General features: G+C 63.7%; 15 protein-coding genes and 2 pseudogenes. 8 read left to right on the forward strand and 9 right to left on the reverse strand.

Annotated features, from left to right (window positions below; all coding sequences use genetic code 11):
- Window positions 1-10: 10 nt before the first annotated feature.
- Window positions 11-1,012, forward strand: coding sequence for an NADP-dependent oxidoreductase (locus HB777_04965; protein ID QND68659.1), 1,002 nt, complete (start codon window positions 11-13; stop codon window positions 1,010-1,012).
- Window positions 1,013-1,725: 713 nt separating this feature from the next.
- On the opposite strand, the gene HB777_04970 is transcribed toward HB777_04965, so the two are convergent.
- The 8 genes and pseudogenes from HB777_04970 to HB777_05005 all read right to left on the reverse strand — a co-directional run bounded on the left by HB777_04970 (window position 1,726) and on the right by HB777_05005 (window position 7,628).
- The gene (locus HB777_04970; protein ID QND63323.1) at window positions 1,726-2,361 is read right to left on the reverse strand and encodes an outer membrane lipoprotein carrier protein LolA; all 636 of its coding nucleotides are present in this window, start codon (window positions 2,359-2,361) and stop codon (window positions 1,726-1,728) included.
- 55 nt (window positions 2,362-2,416) lie between these two features.
- A complete protein-coding gene (locus HB777_04975) occupies window positions 2,417-2,680 on the reverse strand; it encodes a hypothetical protein (protein QND63324.1) in 264 nt (87 codons plus the stop codon).
- Between the two features lie 83 nt (window positions 2,681-2,763).
- Window positions 2,764-3,246: a VOC family protein gene (locus HB777_04980; GenBank protein ID QND63325.1), complete on the reverse strand. Its 483-nt coding sequence runs from the start codon at window positions 3,244-3,246 to the stop codon at window positions 2,764-2,766.
- A 297-nt stretch (window positions 3,247-3,543) separates the two neighbouring features.
- Window positions 3,544-4,593 (reverse strand): malate/lactate/ureidoglycolate dehydrogenase, encoded by a 1,050-nt coding sequence (locus HB777_04985; GenBank protein QND63326.1) that lies wholly within the window; start codon window positions 4,591-4,593, stop codon window positions 3,544-3,546.
- Window positions 4,590-4,786: pseudogene (locus tag HB777_04990) on the reverse strand (DUF599 family protein). The gene HB777_04985 and the pseudogene HB777_04990 overlap by 4 nt, the downstream one beginning before the upstream one ends.
- Window positions 4,787-4,866: 80 nt before the next feature.
- The gene (locus HB777_04995) at window positions 4,867-6,015 is read right to left on the reverse strand and encodes an amidohydrolase (protein ID QND63327.1); all 1,149 of its coding nucleotides are present in this window, start codon (window positions 6,013-6,015) and stop codon (window positions 4,867-4,869) included.
- 126 nt (window positions 6,016-6,141) lie between these two features.
- Complete coding sequence (locus HB777_05000) at window positions 6,142-6,585, reverse strand: SRPBCC family protein (protein ID QND63328.1); 444 nt, start codon at window positions 6,583-6,585, stop codon at window positions 6,142-6,144.
- Between the two features lie 266 nt (window positions 6,586-6,851).
- Window positions 6,852-7,628, reverse strand: coding sequence for an IclR family transcriptional regulator (locus tag HB777_05005; GenBank protein ID QND63329.1), 777 nt, complete (start codon window positions 7,626-7,628; stop codon window positions 6,852-6,854).
- 217 nt (window positions 7,629-7,845) lie between these two features.
- Between HB777_05005 and HB777_05010 the strand changes: the two genes are divergently transcribed.
- The 7 genes from HB777_05010 (at window position 7,846) to HB777_05040 (ending at window position 15,615) form a co-directional block, all read left to right on the forward strand.
- Complete coding sequence (locus HB777_05010; GenBank protein ID QND63330.1) at window positions 7,846-9,510, forward strand: amidohydrolase; 1,665 nt, start codon at window positions 7,846-7,848, stop codon at window positions 9,508-9,510.
- The gene (locus tag HB777_05015; GenBank protein QND63331.1) at window positions 9,497-10,576 is read left to right on the forward strand and encodes a GTP-binding protein; all 1,080 of its coding nucleotides are present in this window, start codon (window positions 9,497-9,499) and stop codon (window positions 10,574-10,576) included. The genes HB777_05010 and HB777_05015 overlap by 14 nt, the downstream gene beginning before the upstream one ends.
- Window positions 10,577-10,614: 38 nt before the next feature.
- Window positions 10,615-11,799: an ABC transporter substrate-binding protein gene (locus HB777_05020; protein ID QND63332.1), complete on the forward strand. Its 1,185-nt coding sequence runs from the start codon at window positions 10,615-10,617 to the stop codon at window positions 11,797-11,799.
- Between the two features lie 151 nt (window positions 11,800-11,950).
- On the forward strand, window positions 11,951-12,820 hold the full coding sequence (locus tag HB777_05025) for a branched-chain amino acid ABC transporter permease (protein ID QND63333.1): 870 nt from the start codon (window positions 11,951-11,953) through the stop codon (window positions 12,818-12,820).
- The gene (locus HB777_05030) at window positions 12,807-14,522 is read left to right on the forward strand and encodes a branched-chain amino acid ABC transporter ATP-binding protein/permease (protein QND63334.1); all 1,716 of its coding nucleotides are present in this window, start codon (window positions 12,807-12,809) and stop codon (window positions 14,520-14,522) included. Before HB777_05025 ends, HB777_05030 begins: the two co-directional genes overlap by 14 nt.
- Entirely contained in the window at window positions 14,519-15,211 is a 693-nt protein-coding gene (locus HB777_05035; protein QND63335.1) for an ABC transporter ATP-binding protein, read from the forward strand. Before HB777_05030 ends, HB777_05035 begins: the two co-directional genes overlap by 4 nt.
- Before the next feature lie 260 nt (window positions 15,212-15,471).
- Complete coding sequence (locus HB777_05040) at window positions 15,472-15,615, forward strand: hypothetical protein (protein QND63336.1); 144 nt, start codon at window positions 15,472-15,474, stop codon at window positions 15,613-15,615.
- Window positions 15,616-15,778: 163 nt separating this feature from the next.
- Here HB777_05040 and HB777_05045 read toward each other — a convergent pair.
- Window positions 15,779-17,011, reverse strand: a pseudogene (locus HB777_05045) (DUF763 domain-containing protein).
- Window positions 17,012-17,032 lie beyond the last annotated feature (21 nt).

Raw genomic sequence — 17,032 nt, forward strand, 5'->3', positions numbered from 1 at the left:
AGTCACTGCCATGAAGGCATTCGTCGTCGATAAATATAGCAAGAAGGGCACTCTGCGGCTGGCTGAGATGCCGGAGCCGGAGCTCGGGGACAGCGATGTCCTGGTCGAGGTTCACGCCGCGGCGGTGAACCTGCTCGATTCCAAGGTCAAAACCGGAGAGTTCAAGCTGATCCTTCCCTATCGCCGGCCCTTCATCCTGGGTCACGACGTAGCCGGGAGGGTTGTCCGCGTGGGATCGAAAGTCCGCAAATTCAAACTCGGCGACGACGTCTATGCGCGGCCGCGCGATGGCCGGATCGGGACGTTCGCCGAGTTCATCGCCATGGATGAAGCCGACGTGGCCTTGAAGCCTGTGAACCTCAGCATGGAGGAGGCGGCCTCGATCCCGCTGGTCGGCCTGACCGCCTGGCAGGCGCTCATCGATAGGGCCAATCTGAGGAAAGGACAGAAGGTGTTCATCCAGGCCGGTTCCGGCGGCGTGGGGACATTCGCCATCCAACTGGCAAAGCATCTCGGCGCGACCGTTGCGACCACCGCAAGCGCGGCGAGCGCCGGTCTGGTCAGGGGGCTCGGCGCCGATGTCGTCGTCGACTACAGGAAAGATGACTTCGAAAAAGTCCTGTCGGGCTACGACGTCGTGGTGAATAGCCAGGACGCCAAGACGCTTGAAAAATCCCTGAATGTGCTGAAACCGGGTGGCAAGCTCATCTCCATCTCCGGTCCCCCTGATCCCGAATTTGCGCGGGAAAAGGGGCTGAACGTGGTGCTGAGGCTGGTGCTGCGCCTGCTTAGCCGCGCTATTCGGGCCAAAGCCAAGCGCCGTGGCGTGAAGTTCTCGTTCCTTTTCATGTGGGCGCAGGGCGAGCAACTGGGCAAGATCACCTCCCTTATCGAATCCGGAGCGATCCGCCCGGTTGTCGATCGGGTCTTTCCCTTCGAAGCGACCAATGAGGCTCTGGCTTACGTCGAAACAGGGCGTGCCAAGGGCAAGGTGGTCATCAAGGTCAAATAGCATCCCTGTTCGATGTCGGGCCGGTGTTCGACCTTATTGGATGCTGCGCTGATGATGACGATGGTCAGCGGCACCGGCACGCTGCTTGGCTTGGCCGCCTTAGGCATATGCCCTGGCGACGCGGGCCCGAGGCAATTGCCGATTGCCGCTAACCTGGCCAGCGCTTGCTCGACTGTCTGCGCGGAGGCATCCGGGCGCTCGATGTTCTCAGCATATGCTGCTCAAGCATCGCGAGCCCCGCGGCATGATAGACCTCGCCGTTTCTCACAGTAGGTCGAAGATCGCGATCGTCGTGGATCAATTCGTCCTGGTGGGATCGATCGTCGTCAGGCGTGCTTTGGCCTCGAGGAGGCGCCTTTGCGCGACCCTTATCCGTCCGCACAACGCGAGATTAAGGGCGACGCCACCTTCCTCATCTAGCAAGTCATTCGCGCGCTTTAGAGAGTTCTCAGCTCTTTTTATGCGCAGTCTGGCATTGGCGGTTTCGATGCTATGAATTTCAATCATTTGTCCAGAGTCCTTTTGGAGTTCCGGTCCCTTCATTGAGTAAACCGCCGCTGATCGGATTGGTTCCGGCGATGGCGGGCGCCGCCGTGGCAGGCGGCGCGATCCAATCGCGCCTACAAAGCTGTCGCTGCGATTGTGACGATGCCTGCCAGGCTTTGACCGGATGACCTCCGACTCGCGGCCTACCAATGGTGGCGATCCGCCCGCTATTTCGTTGTGGTGTTGAATTCACGGTTTGCCGCATAGTCGATAGTGAAGGTACCCGTGGGAGCGCGAACGCCCTGCTTCACATTGAATATCGTGACCGTCGTAGTGAGGCCCCTTTCATCGGTAAGGCTCCATCTGCGTAGATCGAGCGATTTCCTGTCAAACACCATAGTGATGTTCGAATTGCCGAAGGCTGACCTGTCAGCCAGCTTAATGATAATTTGAGCGCCGTCGTCTCTGATGCTTTTGAGGCGACGGCCAGAGAAGTCGACCTTGTTGTCGAGCAGCAGCTTAAGCGGCGTCTTCGAAAGCGCATAAAGCCGCGATGTCTTGAGCTTCTTATTGTAAACCACCAAGGATTTGCCATCTGCAATTACGCTGACCCCTGATTGGCCTGCATAGTTGAACCGAATCTTGCCCGGGCGTTGGAGAAAAAACCTGCCGCTGGTCTTTTCCGCTTTTGGGCCCGACTGGACGAAGTCCCCGGACATGGACTTTACCGATGAGAAGTGATCGGCAATCGTCTTCGCTTCTACAGGCGCGGCCGAGATCGCGGTCGTAAGTCCAACATTTATCGCAGCCGCGCTGACAACGGCGAACCAGAAACCCAGCAGTTTTTTGATCTTACATGCCATTCACTTATCCTACCCCGAGCAGGCGCCTGATCGAAAGAGATCACGCGCCTTGAGATCAGTAGCCGTCCGGGCACCGTGCAATGTAAACTCGGCCATGCCGATCGCGATATCTGCACTGGCCGGCTTCGCTGGCGTGCCCGATGACCGCCCCGGCTATCGCTCCGACCGCACCGCCAACAACGGCCCCTTGCACAGGGTCTCCGGCCACTGCGGCGCCTATGGCTGCGCCACCCAAGCCGCCGACGGCAGCGCCTTGTTCGGTGCGGGAGCATGCCGCGAGCGGAATGAGTAGGCTCAAAATGAGCAGCGTCTTCTTCATTGGTTCTCTCCAGAGGCCATTATTAGCCGAAGCTTAAATGCACCACTGAGTTTTTCGATCCATCGACCCCTGCCTGTCGAGCGTCAGCCGCGCCGGGCAGCGTCGATCGCCGCGACGTCGATCTTCTTCATCTCCATCATCGCATCAAACGCGCGCCTGGCTTCGTCGCCGCCGGCTGCCATCGCCTCGGTCAGCGTGCGCGGCGTGATTTGCCAGGACACGCCCCATTTGTCCTTGCACCAGCCGCAGGCGCTCTCCTGGCCGCCATTGCCGACAATGGCACTCCAGTAGCGGTCGGTTTCCTGCTGATCGTCGGTGGCGATCTGGAACGAGAAGGCCTCGCTTTGCTTGAACGCGGAGCCGCCGTTCAATCCGATGCAAGGAATCCCGGCAACGGTGAATTCGACCGTCAACACGTCGCCCTTCTTGCCGGACGGAAAATCACTCGGCGCACGGTGAACGGCGCCCATTTTGGTGTCGGGAAAGGTCTCTGCGTAGAAGCGAGCCGCAGCCTCGGCGTCCTTGTCGAACCAGAGGCAAATCGTGTTCTTTGGCGTCTTTGGCATTGCGTGTTCCTTTCGATCTGAGGCCTGATTTCCGTCCTTGTGTCCCACCCACATCGACATAGGTCGCCAACCGTTTCTCGCCACCCTGGTGGAAGCAAGTCGCCAAGCGCTGCCGGTCACTTCGCGTCGCAGCCCAAATGGGTGACGGAACCGGCCGGAAGGTCGACCCAAAACCCACAAGCGCAGAACGTTCAAATCGCGCGAGGCCGCCGAGAAGCACGAGCGTGAGGTCCAGTACTTCAAGCGGCATCGGCCGCATCCGCAGGATTTTCGTGGCGCGTCTCAGCAACCATTGATTCAGTGATCGAGCGAAATCTGGTAGCTTTCGGCGATCGCCGTCAACTGGTTCCACGTCTCATCCTCGACGTCGATGCCGTTGGCGATGCGGTCGGCCCGCGCGATGCGTTCGGGCTCGCCGGCAACCAGAACCGGGAGGTCTGGGTCGGAAGGCTTGGCCGACTTCACCCAGCCGATCATGGCGTCGATTTCGGCCAGCATGCTCTCGCGTGAGGACAGTCGGCTGGGATCGATAACGATGCTTAGCATGCCATTGATGATGCCGCGCTCCGGCGGCACACTGGTCGATACGCTCGCCGATCCGACAATGGCGCCAGCGAGGAGTTCGCACACCAGCGCGAGGCCGGAGCCCTTGTGATCGCCGAACGGCAATATCACGCCGCGTGGCTCGGTGTACATCACGGACGGATCGGTCGTTGGCTGGCCGTCATGATCGAGCAATGCGCCGTCGAGCATTGGCTTGCCGGCATTGTGCGCCACCCGCACCTTTCCAAGTGCGACACGGCTGGTGGCGAAATCGAGCAGGATCGGTTCGTTGCTGGCTGTGCCAGGAATAGCGATGCAGACCGGGTTGGTCAGGAAACGCCCCTCGCGTCCGCGAAACGGCGCCACCGGTGGCGGGCCTGACGCGACGTTGACGAAGTGCAGCGCCACCATGCCCGCACGCGCGGCAATCTCGCCATAGGTGCCGACGCGACCGATGTGATGCGCGTTGCGCAATCCATTGACCGCGACGCCATGCTTCCTGGCCGATTCGATCGCCCATTCGACCGCCTGACTGGCGACCACCTGGCCGTAGCCGGCATGCGCGTCCCATACCGAGATCGTACCAGTGTCGGAGACGATTTCCGGCTTCTGGTTAACCTTGAGCGTACCGGCCTCGCAGTCGCGGACATAGGCGACCAGCATCCCGACGCCATGGCTGTCATGGCCGCGCAGGTTGGCCTCCACCAGATGTTCGGCAACGATGGCCGCTTCGTCAGGTTTGCTGCCGCCGGCGGCGACGATGCGGGTTGCGAACGTAAGCAGTCGCGCGTGGTCGATAATCATGTTCTCTCCCCTCCATGCCCTTCCAAGCGTGACGCAAATTGCCTGCGACAGCTCACGATGACAACCATGGCCGTGGTCACGACAGCACCCACCGGCTGACGAAGCAGCCGAGATTTCCGAGTGCGAGGAAGAACGAGCGTTGGCCGCGGTTGAAATGCTGGCACGCGAATTCGAACGAACGCGTCGTGTGCAACCCGCGCCGCATGTGCTGGGCCAGCTGCGAATGGTCCATCGGCAGCGGGTTTTCTGAGTCGGAACTGATCCAGGATGGAGTCACCCCAGAAGATTGCGCGCTGTCCGCATGAATATCTTGGACCCGACCGGGATCAGGTCGTCGGGAAAGTCATAGTCGGGATTGTGCAATGCAGGGTGCCGCTCGCCGGCACCGAGGAAGAACATCGCCGACGAGGCGCTGTGGCCGAACAGGCCGAAATCCTCCGAAGCGCGCATCGGCAGGGCTTCTTCACCGTGCACGACGCCCTCTTCCTGGAGCGCGCGTTGCAGATGCTCCACCGCGTCCGGAGCGTTGACGCTGGCGACGAAGATCTCGTGATAGTCCCAACGCGCAGAAAGACCATGCTGGCCGGCGATCTTGGTGACCAGCGCCTCAGCGGTGGCGCACAGGTTTGCCATGCGCTCGTCGCGGCGGGTGCGCAGCGTCGCCCAAACCTCGGCGTGAGCCGGCGCGATGCCGAACACAGCTTCGCCCATCGCGGCATGGGTGACGGTCACCATGGAAAAATCGTCGTCGGCGAAGGTTCCGCTGCCGAGCGCGGGCAGTGCCGGCATCAGCTGGCTGATCGCCAGCATCGGCGAGGTGCCGGTCTCGGGCATGGACGAATGCGCGGTCTTGCCCTCCAGCACGATGCGCATGCCGCGTGAAGCGCAGTTGACCACGCCGGTCTTGAGCCGCACTTCGCCCAACGGCACGCCGGGCAGATTGTGCAGCGAGAAAGCGAAATCCGGCGCGATCTCGCCGAAGCGGGGATCGGCGACGACGCCGGCCGCGCCATTGCCGGTTTCTTCCGCTGGCTGGAACATCAGCACGACGCGGCCGCTCGCAGGCCTTTCGCGCCCCAACTGGCGGCCAAGTGATGCCAGGATCGCGGTGTGTCCGTCATGGCCGCACATATGCGACTTGCCCGGCACGCGCGAGGCATGCGGTACGCCCGACAGTTCTTCGATCGGCAAGGCATCGAGTTCCGAACGGAACAGCACCGTCGGCCCCGCTTTGCCGCTGTCGTATATAGCCGCGACGCCGTGTCCGCCCAATCCGGTCAGCACCTTGTCCGGTCCTGTGTCGGCGAGGAAGTCGACGACCTCTTTTGCCGTCTTCTCCTCCTCATTCGAGATTTCCGGGTTCTGGTGCAACTGGCGCCGCCACGCGGTCAACTCGACAATGTCTCGGTTGGTCAGGGTCATGCCTTTAGCCTCCGCTGCATTCTTCACGACACGCGCCCGGCGCGTCCAAACGCGATGATGAATTGCTAGCGATAAATGGCAGCCCCCGCCACAGTCCAAGTTTCAGGCTTGAGCGGGCCAGAAAGCCTATTGATTGATCTCGGGTTCGACGAGCTTTGCCAGGTTTCTGAGCGATTCCTGCCAGCCGAGATAGCAGGCCTCGACCGGGATGACGTCCGGAATGCCGGCCTGGGTGATGTCGATTTCGGTGCCGACCGACACTTTTTTCAAGACTACGGTCACCCGGATCTCGCCGGGCAGATTGGGATCGTCGAACCTGTCGGTATAGAGCAGCCGCTCGGCCGGAACGAGTTCGAGATACTCGCCGCCGAAGGAATGGCTGTCGCCGGTGGTGAAGTTGCGGAAGGACATCTTGAACGTGCCGCCGACCTTTGCCTCCAGGTGATGGACCGTGCAGGTGAAGCCGTTCGGTGGAAGCCACTTGGCCAGCGCATCCGCTTCAACGAAGGCGCGATAGACCTTCTCCGGGCTGGTCGTCACAACGCGATGCAAACGTACGGTGCCGGGCATATCCTAAGTCCTTTCATGATTGCCATTCGGTACCCCAAGGACGAACGAGGCTTGGCCGATCCGACAAAGGCCTCGGTTTTTTCTAAAGATTTGTCCCCTCAATGCATCACCGCCCTCAGCCTCGGTGGGCCTCGCCGTCGGCGACGCTCACATGATGGGGGGCAGCGTGCATTTGTTTCCTCCTCCAAAACAGCTTTCCCGTCTTGTCGCGGGATTGTGGCGCGGGGACATGCCCCGATGCAACGTTCAGGAATTTAATATGATCATTATCTCTGCCGCAACGGGACAGACGCATGCCACTGTTCGCCGGTGAGGTGGGCAGAGATCTTGCGGCCGGCCTCGCACGCGGCCTGTCCCTGGCTGTCGGCAATGGCGTCGTCGATGCGCGATACCGGCGAAGCCACGGCCAGCGTGCCGAGGGGAAACCCATCGGAGCCAAGGATGGGTGCGGCGACCGAGTGCACGCCTTCCTCATAGCCCTGGGCGCTGCGCGAATAGCCACGCGTTGAGGCCAACCGCACGGCGCCCATCACCTTGTCGCGGCTGGTCATGGTGTGGGGGGTGAAGGCGGTCAGCGGCTTGCCGAAACAGGCCTCCATCGTCTGCGGGCGCGAGAAGGCGAGGAAGGCGATGCCGGAAGCCGTGCCGTGCAGCGGCAGGATCTGGCCGACATCGACGCTGACGCGGTTGGCTTTGGCCGAAAGCTCGACATGCACGGTAAGCAGCGCGCCGGCACTGAACTCCGACAGATGCACGGTCTCACCGGTTTCCAGCGCCAGTTCCCGCACGAAGGGTGCCGCGACGCGCACGAAGGGCAGATGCGCGTCGCGCATGCGGGCGAGCCGCGACAGGCCGGCGCCGAGACGGTAGCGGCGGCTGAGCGGTTCCTGCTCGATCAGCCGGTGCTCGGCCAGCGCCACCAGCAGGCGCCGCGCCGTGGCCTTGTCGAGGCCCGACTTGCGGGCAATGTCGGAGAGGCCGATTTCCGGCTCCTTCAGCGTGAAATGCTCCAGCAGCGAAATCGCCTTGCCGACCGTGCTCATTGCGGAAATCTCCGAGATACTTAGCGTGTGAATTAACTTGACAGCGGCGCTTGCGCCTTGCAGTCTGGCTATAACATACAAAACACCGGTTCATATGATGAACCAGGACGGGAACGCAAAAAACAAGATGGATTGCGGCCGCGCAAGGCGATGCGCGCAATGCCGAAATCGCCGTAGAGCCGGGCGCAACCGGCGGCGACGTGAGGAGAGAGACGAAATGCCCGAGAGAAGTGCCGATCTGGTTCTGACCAATGGCCGCATCTACACGCTGGATCGCCAGCGGCCATGGGCCTCGTCGGTGGCTGTCAAAAGCGGGCGCATCGTGGCGGTGGGCGAGGCGGATGCGATTGCGGACCTGACGGGTCCGGAGACGCGCATTGTCGACCTCCAAGGCGCCATGCTGATGCCGGGCATTGTCGACGTGCATGCGCATCTGATGATGGGCGGCCAGGCGGAGCTGTTCGAACTGCGCTTCCCGCCGACCGCCAGCTTCGAGACGCTGATCGCGCGCGTCGCCGAGGCAGCCGCCAAGGTACCGGAAACATCGTGGATCATCGGTGGTCAGTGGGGCAGCGACCTCTTGCCGAAGCTGAACACGCTGGAGGCGCTGGCGGCGCTCGACATGGCCAGCCAGGGCCGGCCTGTGATGCTGCGCGACGACACCTACCACAACCGCTGGATCAACTCGCCGGCGCTGCGTCTGGCCGGCGTTTCCGCCGACACGCCGGATCCGGAAAAGGGGTCGATCGGCCGCGATCCGGCCACCGGGGCGCCAACCGGCATGATGATCGAATCCGCCGCCGGCATCGTCGAGAGCACCATCGCCAGATCCGGCCACTATACCGAGGAGATGGACCGGGCGGCGATGGCGCAGTCGATCGCCACACTCAACTCCTATGGTGTCACCGCCTTCCTCGACGCTGCCGCCATGCAGCCGATCCTGGCCGCACTGAAGGGTCTCGACGATCGCGGCGAGCTGACCGCGTGGTCGGTATCGGCGATGCCGGCGGTCGAGCCGTCCTTCATGTTCGGCATCGCCGGCGACGAGCTGATCGCGCTGCGCGACCAGTATCGCAGCGCCCATGCGAGACCGGATTTCGTCAAGGTGTTCCTCGACGGTGTGCCGGGCGCGCGCACCGCCGCCTTCCACGAGCCGTATACGGACGATCCGATCCTCGGCTGCTGCTTTCGCGGCTCGACCATCGTCACCGTGCCGGACCTGATCCGCTGGGTCGGCAAATGCGAAAAGCTTGGGCTCGGCGTCAAAATCCACTGCGCCGGTGACGCCGCCGTCAGCCAGGCGCTCGACGCCATCGACGTCGTGCGCTCGTTCAACGGCCCGACCAAGCTGGTCCACCACATCGCGCATGCCAGCTACATCGCGCCCGATGACATTGCCCGCTTCGCCGAGCTTGGCGTCGCCGCCGATCTGTCGCCGTTCCTGTGGTATCCGACCAGCTTCCTCGAAGGCCACAAGCAGACGATGGGCGAGGCGCGCGCGCTGCGTTTCTGGCCCAACAAGGATCTGCTCGAGGCCGGCGCGCTGCTGGCCGGTGGTTCGGACTGGCCGGTCATGCCCAACCCCGATCCCTGGGACGGCATCGAGGGACTGGTGACGCGCCGCAACCCGAGCGGTGAATTCAAGGGCGCAGCCCTTTGGCCGGAGCAGGCGCTGGATGTCGCGACTGCGCTCGAAATCTTCACCATCAACTCGGCCCGCGCCATCGGCCTTGCCGACACGGTCGGCTCGATCGAGATCGGCAAGTCGGCCGACTTCATAAAACTCGACCGCAACGTGCTCGACATACCGGCCGACGACATCGCCGACACCAAGGTGCTGACCACCTGGTTCGAGGGGAGGGTGGTCTATGAGCGGAGCTGATCCTCTCCTCGCCATTCCGGTGACGATCCTCACCGGCTTTCTCGGCTCGGGCAAGACCACGGTGCTCAACCGCCTCCTGCGCCGGCCGTCGCTTGCCGGGGCCGCCGTCATCATCAACGAGTTCGGCGCCATCGGCCTCGACCATCTGCTGATCGAGGCGAGCGAAGAGCAATTCACGCTGCTCGACAATGGCTGCGTCTGCTGCACGGTGCGCGGCGATCTGGTGGCGACGCTGAAGGAGCTCGACCGGCGCAGCCGCGCCGGCGAAGTGCCTGACCTGACCCATGTCGTCATCGAGACGACGGGGTTGGCCGATCCCGCACCGATCCTGCACACGCTGATGGCCGAGCCGGAACTTGCCGGCCGCTATTTTGTCGCCGGCGTCGTCACCACGGTCGATGCGGTCAATGGCGGGTCGACGCTCGACCGGCATGCGGAAGCGGCCAAGCAGGTCGCGGTCGCAGACCGGCTTCTGGTCACCAAGACCGATCTGGTTTCAGCGGAGCACTTAAGCGAATTGCAGCGCCGGCTGGCCGTCCTCGCGCCGACAGCGGGGCAAAGCCTGGCGCATAATGGCGAGGCCGATTTCGACATCATGGATATCAAGCATCTTGGCGATCCCCAAGGGATGGCCGCCTGGCTGGATAGGCCGGCCGCGGAGCAGGCGTGCGGCGCGGACTGTGCCCACGATCACGCACATGACCATGCCCATGGTCACGCCCATCACGGCATCCAGTCATACAGCTTCGTCATCGACGAACCGGTCGAGTGGACGGCCTTCGCGCGCTGGCTCGATTATGTCTCAGCGCTGAAGGGCGAGGACCTGCTGCGCCTCAAGGGGCTTGTGCATGTCACCGACCAGCCGGAGCAGCCGCTCGTCCTGCATGGCGTGCAGCATGTCTTCCACCCGCCGGTGCGGCTCGATGCCTGGCCGTCGGCCGACCGGCGCACGCGGCTGGTGTTCATCGTGCGCGATATCGAGCGCGAGACGATCGCGCGCACGTTGACGAAATTCGCTTCCATCGACGCCGCCAGCATCAGGGCGCCAACGCGCGCCGCCGCATGATCAGAAAATGAATCAGGAAAAACAGGGGAGTGACTGACATGCAATGGAAATCCAGCCTGCTCGCGGCAGTTTTTGCCGGATTGAGCCTTGGTGCGATGGCCGGGACGGCGTCCGCCGCCGGCCCGACCTGCAAGGACGGAACGATCAAGGTCGGCGCGGTGTCGACCATCACCGGTCCCGCCGATTTCAGTGAAGTGCCCAAGGCGACCCAGGCGGCCTTCGATGCCGTCAATGCCGCCGGCGGCATCAATGGCTGCAAGATCGACTACACGATCGCCGACGACAAGGCCGACCCGGCGGTTGCCGCGCAGGCCGCGCGCGATCTGATCGACAACAAGGAGGCAGTGGCGCTGGTCGGCTCGGGCAGCCTGCTCGACTGCGCCGTCAATTCCGCCACCTACAGCCGCAAGAAGATCCTGTCGGTGCAGGGCCTCGGTGTCGATGCCGCCTGCTTCTCCTCGCCCAATGTGGCGCCGGTCAATGTCGGCCCCTACACGCTGTCGACGGCGATGGCCTGGTACGCCACCAACCAACTGAAGAGCGAGAAGCTGTGCGCCTTCTTCATTATCATCGGCGGCACCCGGGAAGCCTACAAGAAGGCGATCGAGAACTGGGAAAAGATTTCCGGCAAGAAGATCCATCTCATCGACCTGACACTGCCCTTCCAGGGCGACCTGACGCCCTATGTCATCAAGGCGCGCGATGCCGGCTGCGACGCGGTGCTGACCAACCAGGTCGAGCCGCAAGTGGTGCAGCTGATCAAGACCGTCGACGCGCAGAAGATCACCGGCATCAACTGGCTGTTCCTGGCGCCGGGCTATACCGAGCAGGTCGCCTCGGCGCTCGCCGACACCAGGCAGCCGATCTATGTCGGCACCGAATGGGAACCCTTCACCGAGAAGAGCTCGGCCGCCAACGCGCAATGGGCCGCCGACATGCAGAAGGCCGGCCGGCCGCTGACCGCCTTCTCGCAAGGCGGCTATCTCGCCGCCCAGTTGTTCCTCAAGGTGGTGGCGTCGATTGACGGCGAGGTGACGCGCGAGAGCGTGACCAAGGCGTTGCACGAGATGCAGCCGATCGCCAATCCGCTGTCCGGCAGCGCTTACGTTTTCGGCACCGCCAAGGTCCACTCGCCGATGCAGGCGACCAAGGTGATGAAGCTGGAAAAGGGCGCCTGGACGGTCGAGACGCCGGACTGGGTCGTGCTGCCGCAGGCCAAGTGAGCATCCTCCCGGGCGTTGGCGCCGCCCCTCATCGGCCGACCGGACCTCTCTTTGTCTCCATACGGGGAGAGCGTCCGGCCAGCATTGAGGGGCGGCGCTGGCCTCTACAGGGCGGCGGACCCGCCGCTCATTTTCCAATCCAGGATATCTGATGAACGCATTGCTCACATCCGCCGTGGCGGGGCTGACAGCCGGAGGCACCTATGCCCTGCTCGGCGTCTGCGCCGTCTTCACCTACCGGCTGGTCGCCGTGGTCAATTTCACCGGCGCCGCGATCGGCACGGCCGGAACCTTCGTGCTTATCGCGCTCTACGAAGCCGGTTTCCCGATCTGGCCGTCGGTGGTCGCCGGTATAGCGGCCGGCACGGTGGTCGGCGTTCTGATCGGTTACATCATGACCAGATGGTTTGGCGAGGCCAGCGCTTCGACCAAGGCGGCGGTCACCGTGGCGCTGCTGGTCGGCATCATCGCCATCGGGCTGCGGCTCACCGGCGGCCAGCATCCGCACAACATGCCCGAGCTGTTTCCCGGCTCCGCCTTCCGTATGGCCGGCGTCGAGGTGACGATCGCTTCGGTGCTGACGATCGGGCTGGCGGCGCTGTTCACCATCCTCGCCGACCTGTTCCTCAACAACACCAAGGTCGGGCTCAATCTGCGCGCCCTGGCCGACCGGCCGATGGCGGCCGAACTGCTCGGCATCAGGGTGCAGCTTTTGTCGCTGCTGGTCTGGGGCATGACCGGCGCTTTCACCACCTTCGCGCTGATGATCATCGCGCCGCAGCGCTCGCCGAATTTCATGACGCTCAGCCTGCTGGCCGTACCGGCGCTGGCCGCGGCCCTTGTCGGCCTGTTCCGCAGTTTTTGGCGGACGCTGGCCGGCGGCATCGTGCTTGGCCTCGTCGAAGGCATGGCAAGTTCGGTCGACAGCATCAGCCAGTACCGCAGCGCCATCCCGTTCCTGGTCGTGCTTGCCGTTCTCTTGTGGTCGCAACGGGAGGCCCGCTGGGATGAAGCGCGCTAGCATTCGGGCATCCATGGTGGTCGTCGTCGCGGCGATCCTCCTCGGCGGCATCATCGCCGGGCTGCTGCCGTCCTACTGGGTGTTTTTGGCCACCTCGGTGCTGATCACCGGCGTGGCGCTGCAGAGCCTTGGCCTGGTTGCCGGCCGCACCGGCATGATCGCGCTTTGCCAGATGTCGTTTGCCGGCGTCGGCGCCTGGACCGTCGGCTATCTCAACCTTACCGAGGCGCCGGGCGGCCTGGCCGTCTGGATCTTCATCGGCGGGATGGCGGCGGTGCCGCTCGGGGTTGCCATCGGCCTGCCGGCGCTCAGGCTGCGCGGCATCAACCTTGCCATCGTCACGCTGTCCTTCGCCACCGCTTTCGACACCATCCTGGCGACCATGACCTATCCCGGCCAGACCGACTTCCTGCAGGTGCCGCGGCCGGAGCTGTTCGACAGCGACGAGGGCTATTTCGTCTTCGTTCTGCTGTTTTACGTGGTCATCGCGGTCGCGCTGGAATTCCTCAGCCGCTCTCGGCTCGGCGCCTCCTGGCTGGCGGTGCGGCACTCCGAACGCGCCGCGGCCGCGCATGGCGTCAGCATCGCCACCGCCAAGCTGTCGGCCTTCGCCATCTCAGCCTTCGTCGCCGGCATTTCGGGTGGGCTGCTGGCCGGCTATCTCGGCACGCTGGTCTCGGAAAACTTCAGCATGATGCAGTCGCTTTCCTTGTATGCCGTGGCGGTGATGACCGGCGCGCATTTCGCCGAAGGCGCCATCATCGGCGGCCTGCTGGTCGTCATGTTCCCGGAAATCCTGCGCCGGCTCGACCTGCCGCAGGACATCGGCAATGTGCTGTTTGCCATCGGCGCCACGCAGGCGCTGTCGACGGGCGAGACGATGAGCGAGACCTTTCGTCGGCAATTGCGCAAACTGTTGCCGGCGCGCGTGAAGGTGGCCGCCTCAGTGCCGGCAAGCGACCTGCCGGCGGCGGTTGTGCGCCCGGCTGGCCCCGCGCTTAGCATCGACAAGCTCACGGTGCGCTATGGCAGCGTCGTGGCGCTCGACGGCGTCAGCCTGACGGTGGCCGCCGGCACCGTCGCCGGGCTGATCGGCCCCAACGGCGCCGGCAAGTCGACCTTCATCGACGCCGTCGCCGGTTTCCTGTCGAGATACGAGGGCAGCATCACGCTCGGCGGCAAGCCGCTCGAAGGGATGCCGGCGCATCTGCGCGCCCGCGAGGGTGTGCGCCGCACATGGCAGACCAACCGCATTGCGCCGGAACTCACCGTCGGCGGCTATCTGGCGCTGGCCGCCAAGGGCCTGTCGGCGAGCGAGACAAAAGCGATCCTCGGCTGGCTGGATTGTCCCGATCCGGAGACGCTTGTTGTCTCGGTCGACGCCGGCACCAGGCGCTTGCTCGACGTCGCCGGGGTGGTCGCGGCGCGCCCGGCTGTGGTGCTGCTCGACGAGCCGGCCGCCGGTCAGTCGCATGAGGAGACCGTGCGGCTCGGGCAACGCATCGCCGAGATTCCAAAACTGTTCGGCTCGGCGGTGCTGCTGGTCGAACACGACATGGATCTGGTGCGGGCGGTGTGCTCTGATGTCACCGTGCTTGACTTCGGCCGCGTCATCGCATCCGGCCCGCCGGCCAAGGTGCTCGATCAGGGTTCGGTGAAGAAAGCCTATCTCGGCATCGAGGAAGAGAGCGTGGCCGCATGAGCAAGCTCGTCGTATCCAACCTGTCGATCAACCGCAGCGAATTGCCCGTCGTGTCGGCGGTCGACATATCGGTCGAAAGCGGCGCCATCAGCGTCGTGCTCGGCGCCAATGGTGCTGGCAAGACGACGCTGCTCGAAGGTCTGTCGGGCATCATCCCGGTCGCCGGCGGCTCGATTGCCATCGATGGCCGCGACATCCACAAGGCCCGGCCGGGCGTGCGCTCGCGCGAAGGACTTGCCCATGTCGAGCAGGGACGCACGGTGTTCCGGCAATTGACGACCGAAGAGAACCTCAAGGTCAGTCTGCATCCGGCCGCCGACATCGCCGAAGCCTATGCGCTGTTCCCAGAGCTGGTGCAGCGCCGCACGGTCAGGGCCAGCCTGCTGTCGGGCGGCGAGCAGCAGATGCTGGTCATCGCGCGCGCCTTGCTGACGCGGCCCAAGGTGCTGTTGATCGACGAGATGTCGGCGGGTCTGGCGCCGGTTATCGTCACCCGGCTGATGACGGCTGTCCGCAAGCTTGCGGACAACGGACTTGCGGTGCTGCTGGTCGAGCAGTTCGCCGCCCTCGCGCTGTCGATTGGCAACCGCGCCTATGTCATGCGCCGAGGCCGCGTCGTCCATGATGGCGACTGCATGAAGTTGCTCAAGTCGCCGGACGAATTGCACCGGCTCTATCTCGGCGGATAGGACGGCGTTCATTCGTTGAATCGAGGTCCGACGCCATCTTCTTGTTCAAGAACGGTCTTTTCCCGCTTGGCGCGAAACAACGCGCGCCAGTCATGCTGGATCTCTTTCAGCGCCGCTGAACAGGGCAGCACATTCTTTGCCGGCCCACGCCCCGATCATTAGCATTTGTATCTGATCCGAGCTGATTTCCTATTGGGCCGTTAATGCGGCCATGCGTTAATCAGCATCTGCTAATGATCATTCCGAACCTAAGGCAAGCCATGACCAAGAATCTCGGCAACGCACGTTACATGCCGCCAAAGGATGCCAAAGCCTCTATGTTCAGCAAGGCCGCACCAGCTCTGTTCCCGCTTGTCGCGGCGGTGCTGGGCTACATGATCGGCAAGCAGTTTTTCGGCATCTAACCCTTTGTTTCGACGCAATTCCGGACGGAAAACCGTTTCACACTTTTCCTGGAATTGCTCTAGGGCCGGTGGTGCAAACCATCCACTAATGTCGCTTGACGCCTATGTCTTTGGGGCTGCCGGCAAAATCGTCACTGACAAAGTCTTGGGACGGCGCCGGGGCGTCGGCGGGAGGCGGTTCCCAGCCGAAGACGCTGCGGCCGCCGAGTTGGTGCGACCGGTCGAACTCACCGGCGACGATCTCCTTCAGGCTCGGCCCGGTGACGTAGCGCTCCAGCCGTCGCGACTGGCCGTCAAGCCGTTGCAGGGCGCCAAGCTCCTCCTCATTGCCGAGCTTTGCCTTGCGGACCGCCGATTTCATCACCGCGATGGTCTCGTCATAGACTTTCAGCGGCACCGGAAAGGGATGCCGGTCCTTGCCGCCATGCGCCAGTGAGAACCGCGCTGGGTCGGAGAAGCGGCACGGCGCGCCATGCACGACCTCGGCCACCATCGCCAGCGCTCGCACCGTTCGCGCGCCGACGCCGGGCACCAGCAGCAGTTCGGGAAAGTCCGCCGGGCCGCTTTCGATCGCCGCGGAAATGTTGCCGTGCAGGCGGCGCATGACGATATTGCTTTCGCGCACATCATGATGGGCGGGCATGATCAGATTGGGCAGCATCGGCTGCGCGGATTGCGGCCTTGCCGACGGTTCGATGGCCGCAAACTCGTGCACGATCCTGTCTGGACCGAGTTGGCGCAACAGATCCAGCTGGCCGCTGCGCGAGGCCTCGGCGCGGTGATCGGTGAGGTTGACGATCTCGCCCTGCCGCTCGCCCTCGATTGCCGCATGCGGCTCGTCGACAAAACTTTTCAGGCCTTCCGAGAGCCAGTGGTAGCGGCGCGCCAGTTTGCTGTCGCCGTTCATGCCTTGCTGGACGACCACCCAATGGCTGTCGTCGGTGACGATGAAGCCGTGCAGATAGAGATCGAAGCCGTCCTGCACGGCGGCGCTGTCGACCTTGGCGACCAGCCGGCTGGCCGTGGCCAGAGCCTTGCCGTCGAAGCCGACACGCTCGCCGATCGCCTCGAGTTCATGCGGCGTCTTGCGCGAATGGGTGCCGCGCCCGCCGCAGACATGGATGCCGAGTTCGCCCGACAGCGGTGTCAGCCCGCGCTTCAGCGCGCCGATGACGCTGGTGGTGATGCCGGAGGAATGCCAGTCCATGCCCATCACCGCACCGAAGGACTGGAACCAGAACGGATGTGCCAGCCGGCGCAGCAACTCGTCGCGGCCATAGTGGTGGATGATGGCTTCGCACAGCACCGCGCCCAGGCGCGTCATGCGATCGCCCAGCCATTTCGGAACCCGCCCGCCATGCAGCGGCAGGTCGGCGCTGCCGCTTCGCTGCGTCACTGATACCTCCGGCCGGTGAGT

Origin of the sequence: Mesorhizobium loti, assembly GCA_014189435.1 — a bacterium.
GTDB classification, from domain to species: domain Bacteria; phylum Pseudomonadota; class Alphaproteobacteria; order Rhizobiales; family Rhizobiaceae; genus Mesorhizobium; species Mesorhizobium loti_G.

Excerpts from the sequence above, each read along its gene's own strand:
- HB777_04965 (QND68659.1), top strand. The coding sequence starts at position 11 with ATGAAGGCATTCGTCGTCGATAAATATAGCAAGAAGGGCACTCTGCGG.
- HB777_04970 (QND63323.1), bottom strand. The coding sequence starts at position 2,361 with ATGGCATGTAAGATCAAAAAACTGCTGGGTTTCTGGTTCGCCGTTGTC.
- HB777_04975 (QND63324.1), bottom strand. The coding sequence starts at position 2,680 with ATGAAGAAGACGCTGCTCATTTTGAGCCTACTCATTCCGCTCGCGGCA.
- HB777_04980 (QND63325.1), bottom strand. The coding sequence starts at position 3,246 with ATGCCAAAGACGCCAAAGAACACGATTTGCCTCTGGTTCGACAAGGAC.
- HB777_04985 (QND63326.1), bottom strand. The coding sequence starts at position 4,593 with ATGATTATCGACCACGCGCGACTGCTTACGTTCGCAACCCGCATCGTC.
- HB777_04995 (QND63327.1), bottom strand. The coding sequence starts at position 6,015 with ATGACCCTGACCAACCGAGACATTGTCGAGTTGACCGCGTGGCGGCGC.
- HB777_05000 (QND63328.1), bottom strand. The coding sequence starts at position 6,585 with ATGCCCGGCACCGTACGTTTGCATCGCGTTGTGACGACCAGCCCGGAG.
- HB777_05005 (QND63329.1), bottom strand. The coding sequence starts at position 7,628 with ATGAGCACGGTCGGCAAGGCGATTTCGCTGCTGGAGCATTTCACGCTG.
- HB777_05010 (QND63330.1), top strand. The coding sequence starts at position 7,846 with ATGCCCGAGAGAAGTGCCGATCTGGTTCTGACCAATGGCCGCATCTAC.
- HB777_05015 (QND63331.1), top strand. The coding sequence starts at position 9,497 with ATGAGCGGAGCTGATCCTCTCCTCGCCATTCCGGTGACGATCCTCACC.
- HB777_05020 (QND63332.1), top strand. The coding sequence starts at position 10,615 with ATGCAATGGAAATCCAGCCTGCTCGCGGCAGTTTTTGCCGGATTGAGC.
- HB777_05025 (QND63333.1), top strand. The coding sequence starts at position 11,951 with ATGAACGCATTGCTCACATCCGCCGTGGCGGGGCTGACAGCCGGAGGC.
- HB777_05030 (QND63334.1), top strand. The coding sequence starts at position 12,807 with ATGAAGCGCGCTAGCATTCGGGCATCCATGGTGGTCGTCGTCGCGGCG.
- HB777_05035 (QND63335.1), top strand. The coding sequence starts at position 14,519 with ATGAGCAAGCTCGTCGTATCCAACCTGTCGATCAACCGCAGCGAATTG.
- HB777_05040 (QND63336.1), top strand. The coding sequence starts at position 15,472 with ATGACCAAGAATCTCGGCAACGCACGTTACATGCCGCCAAAGGATGCC.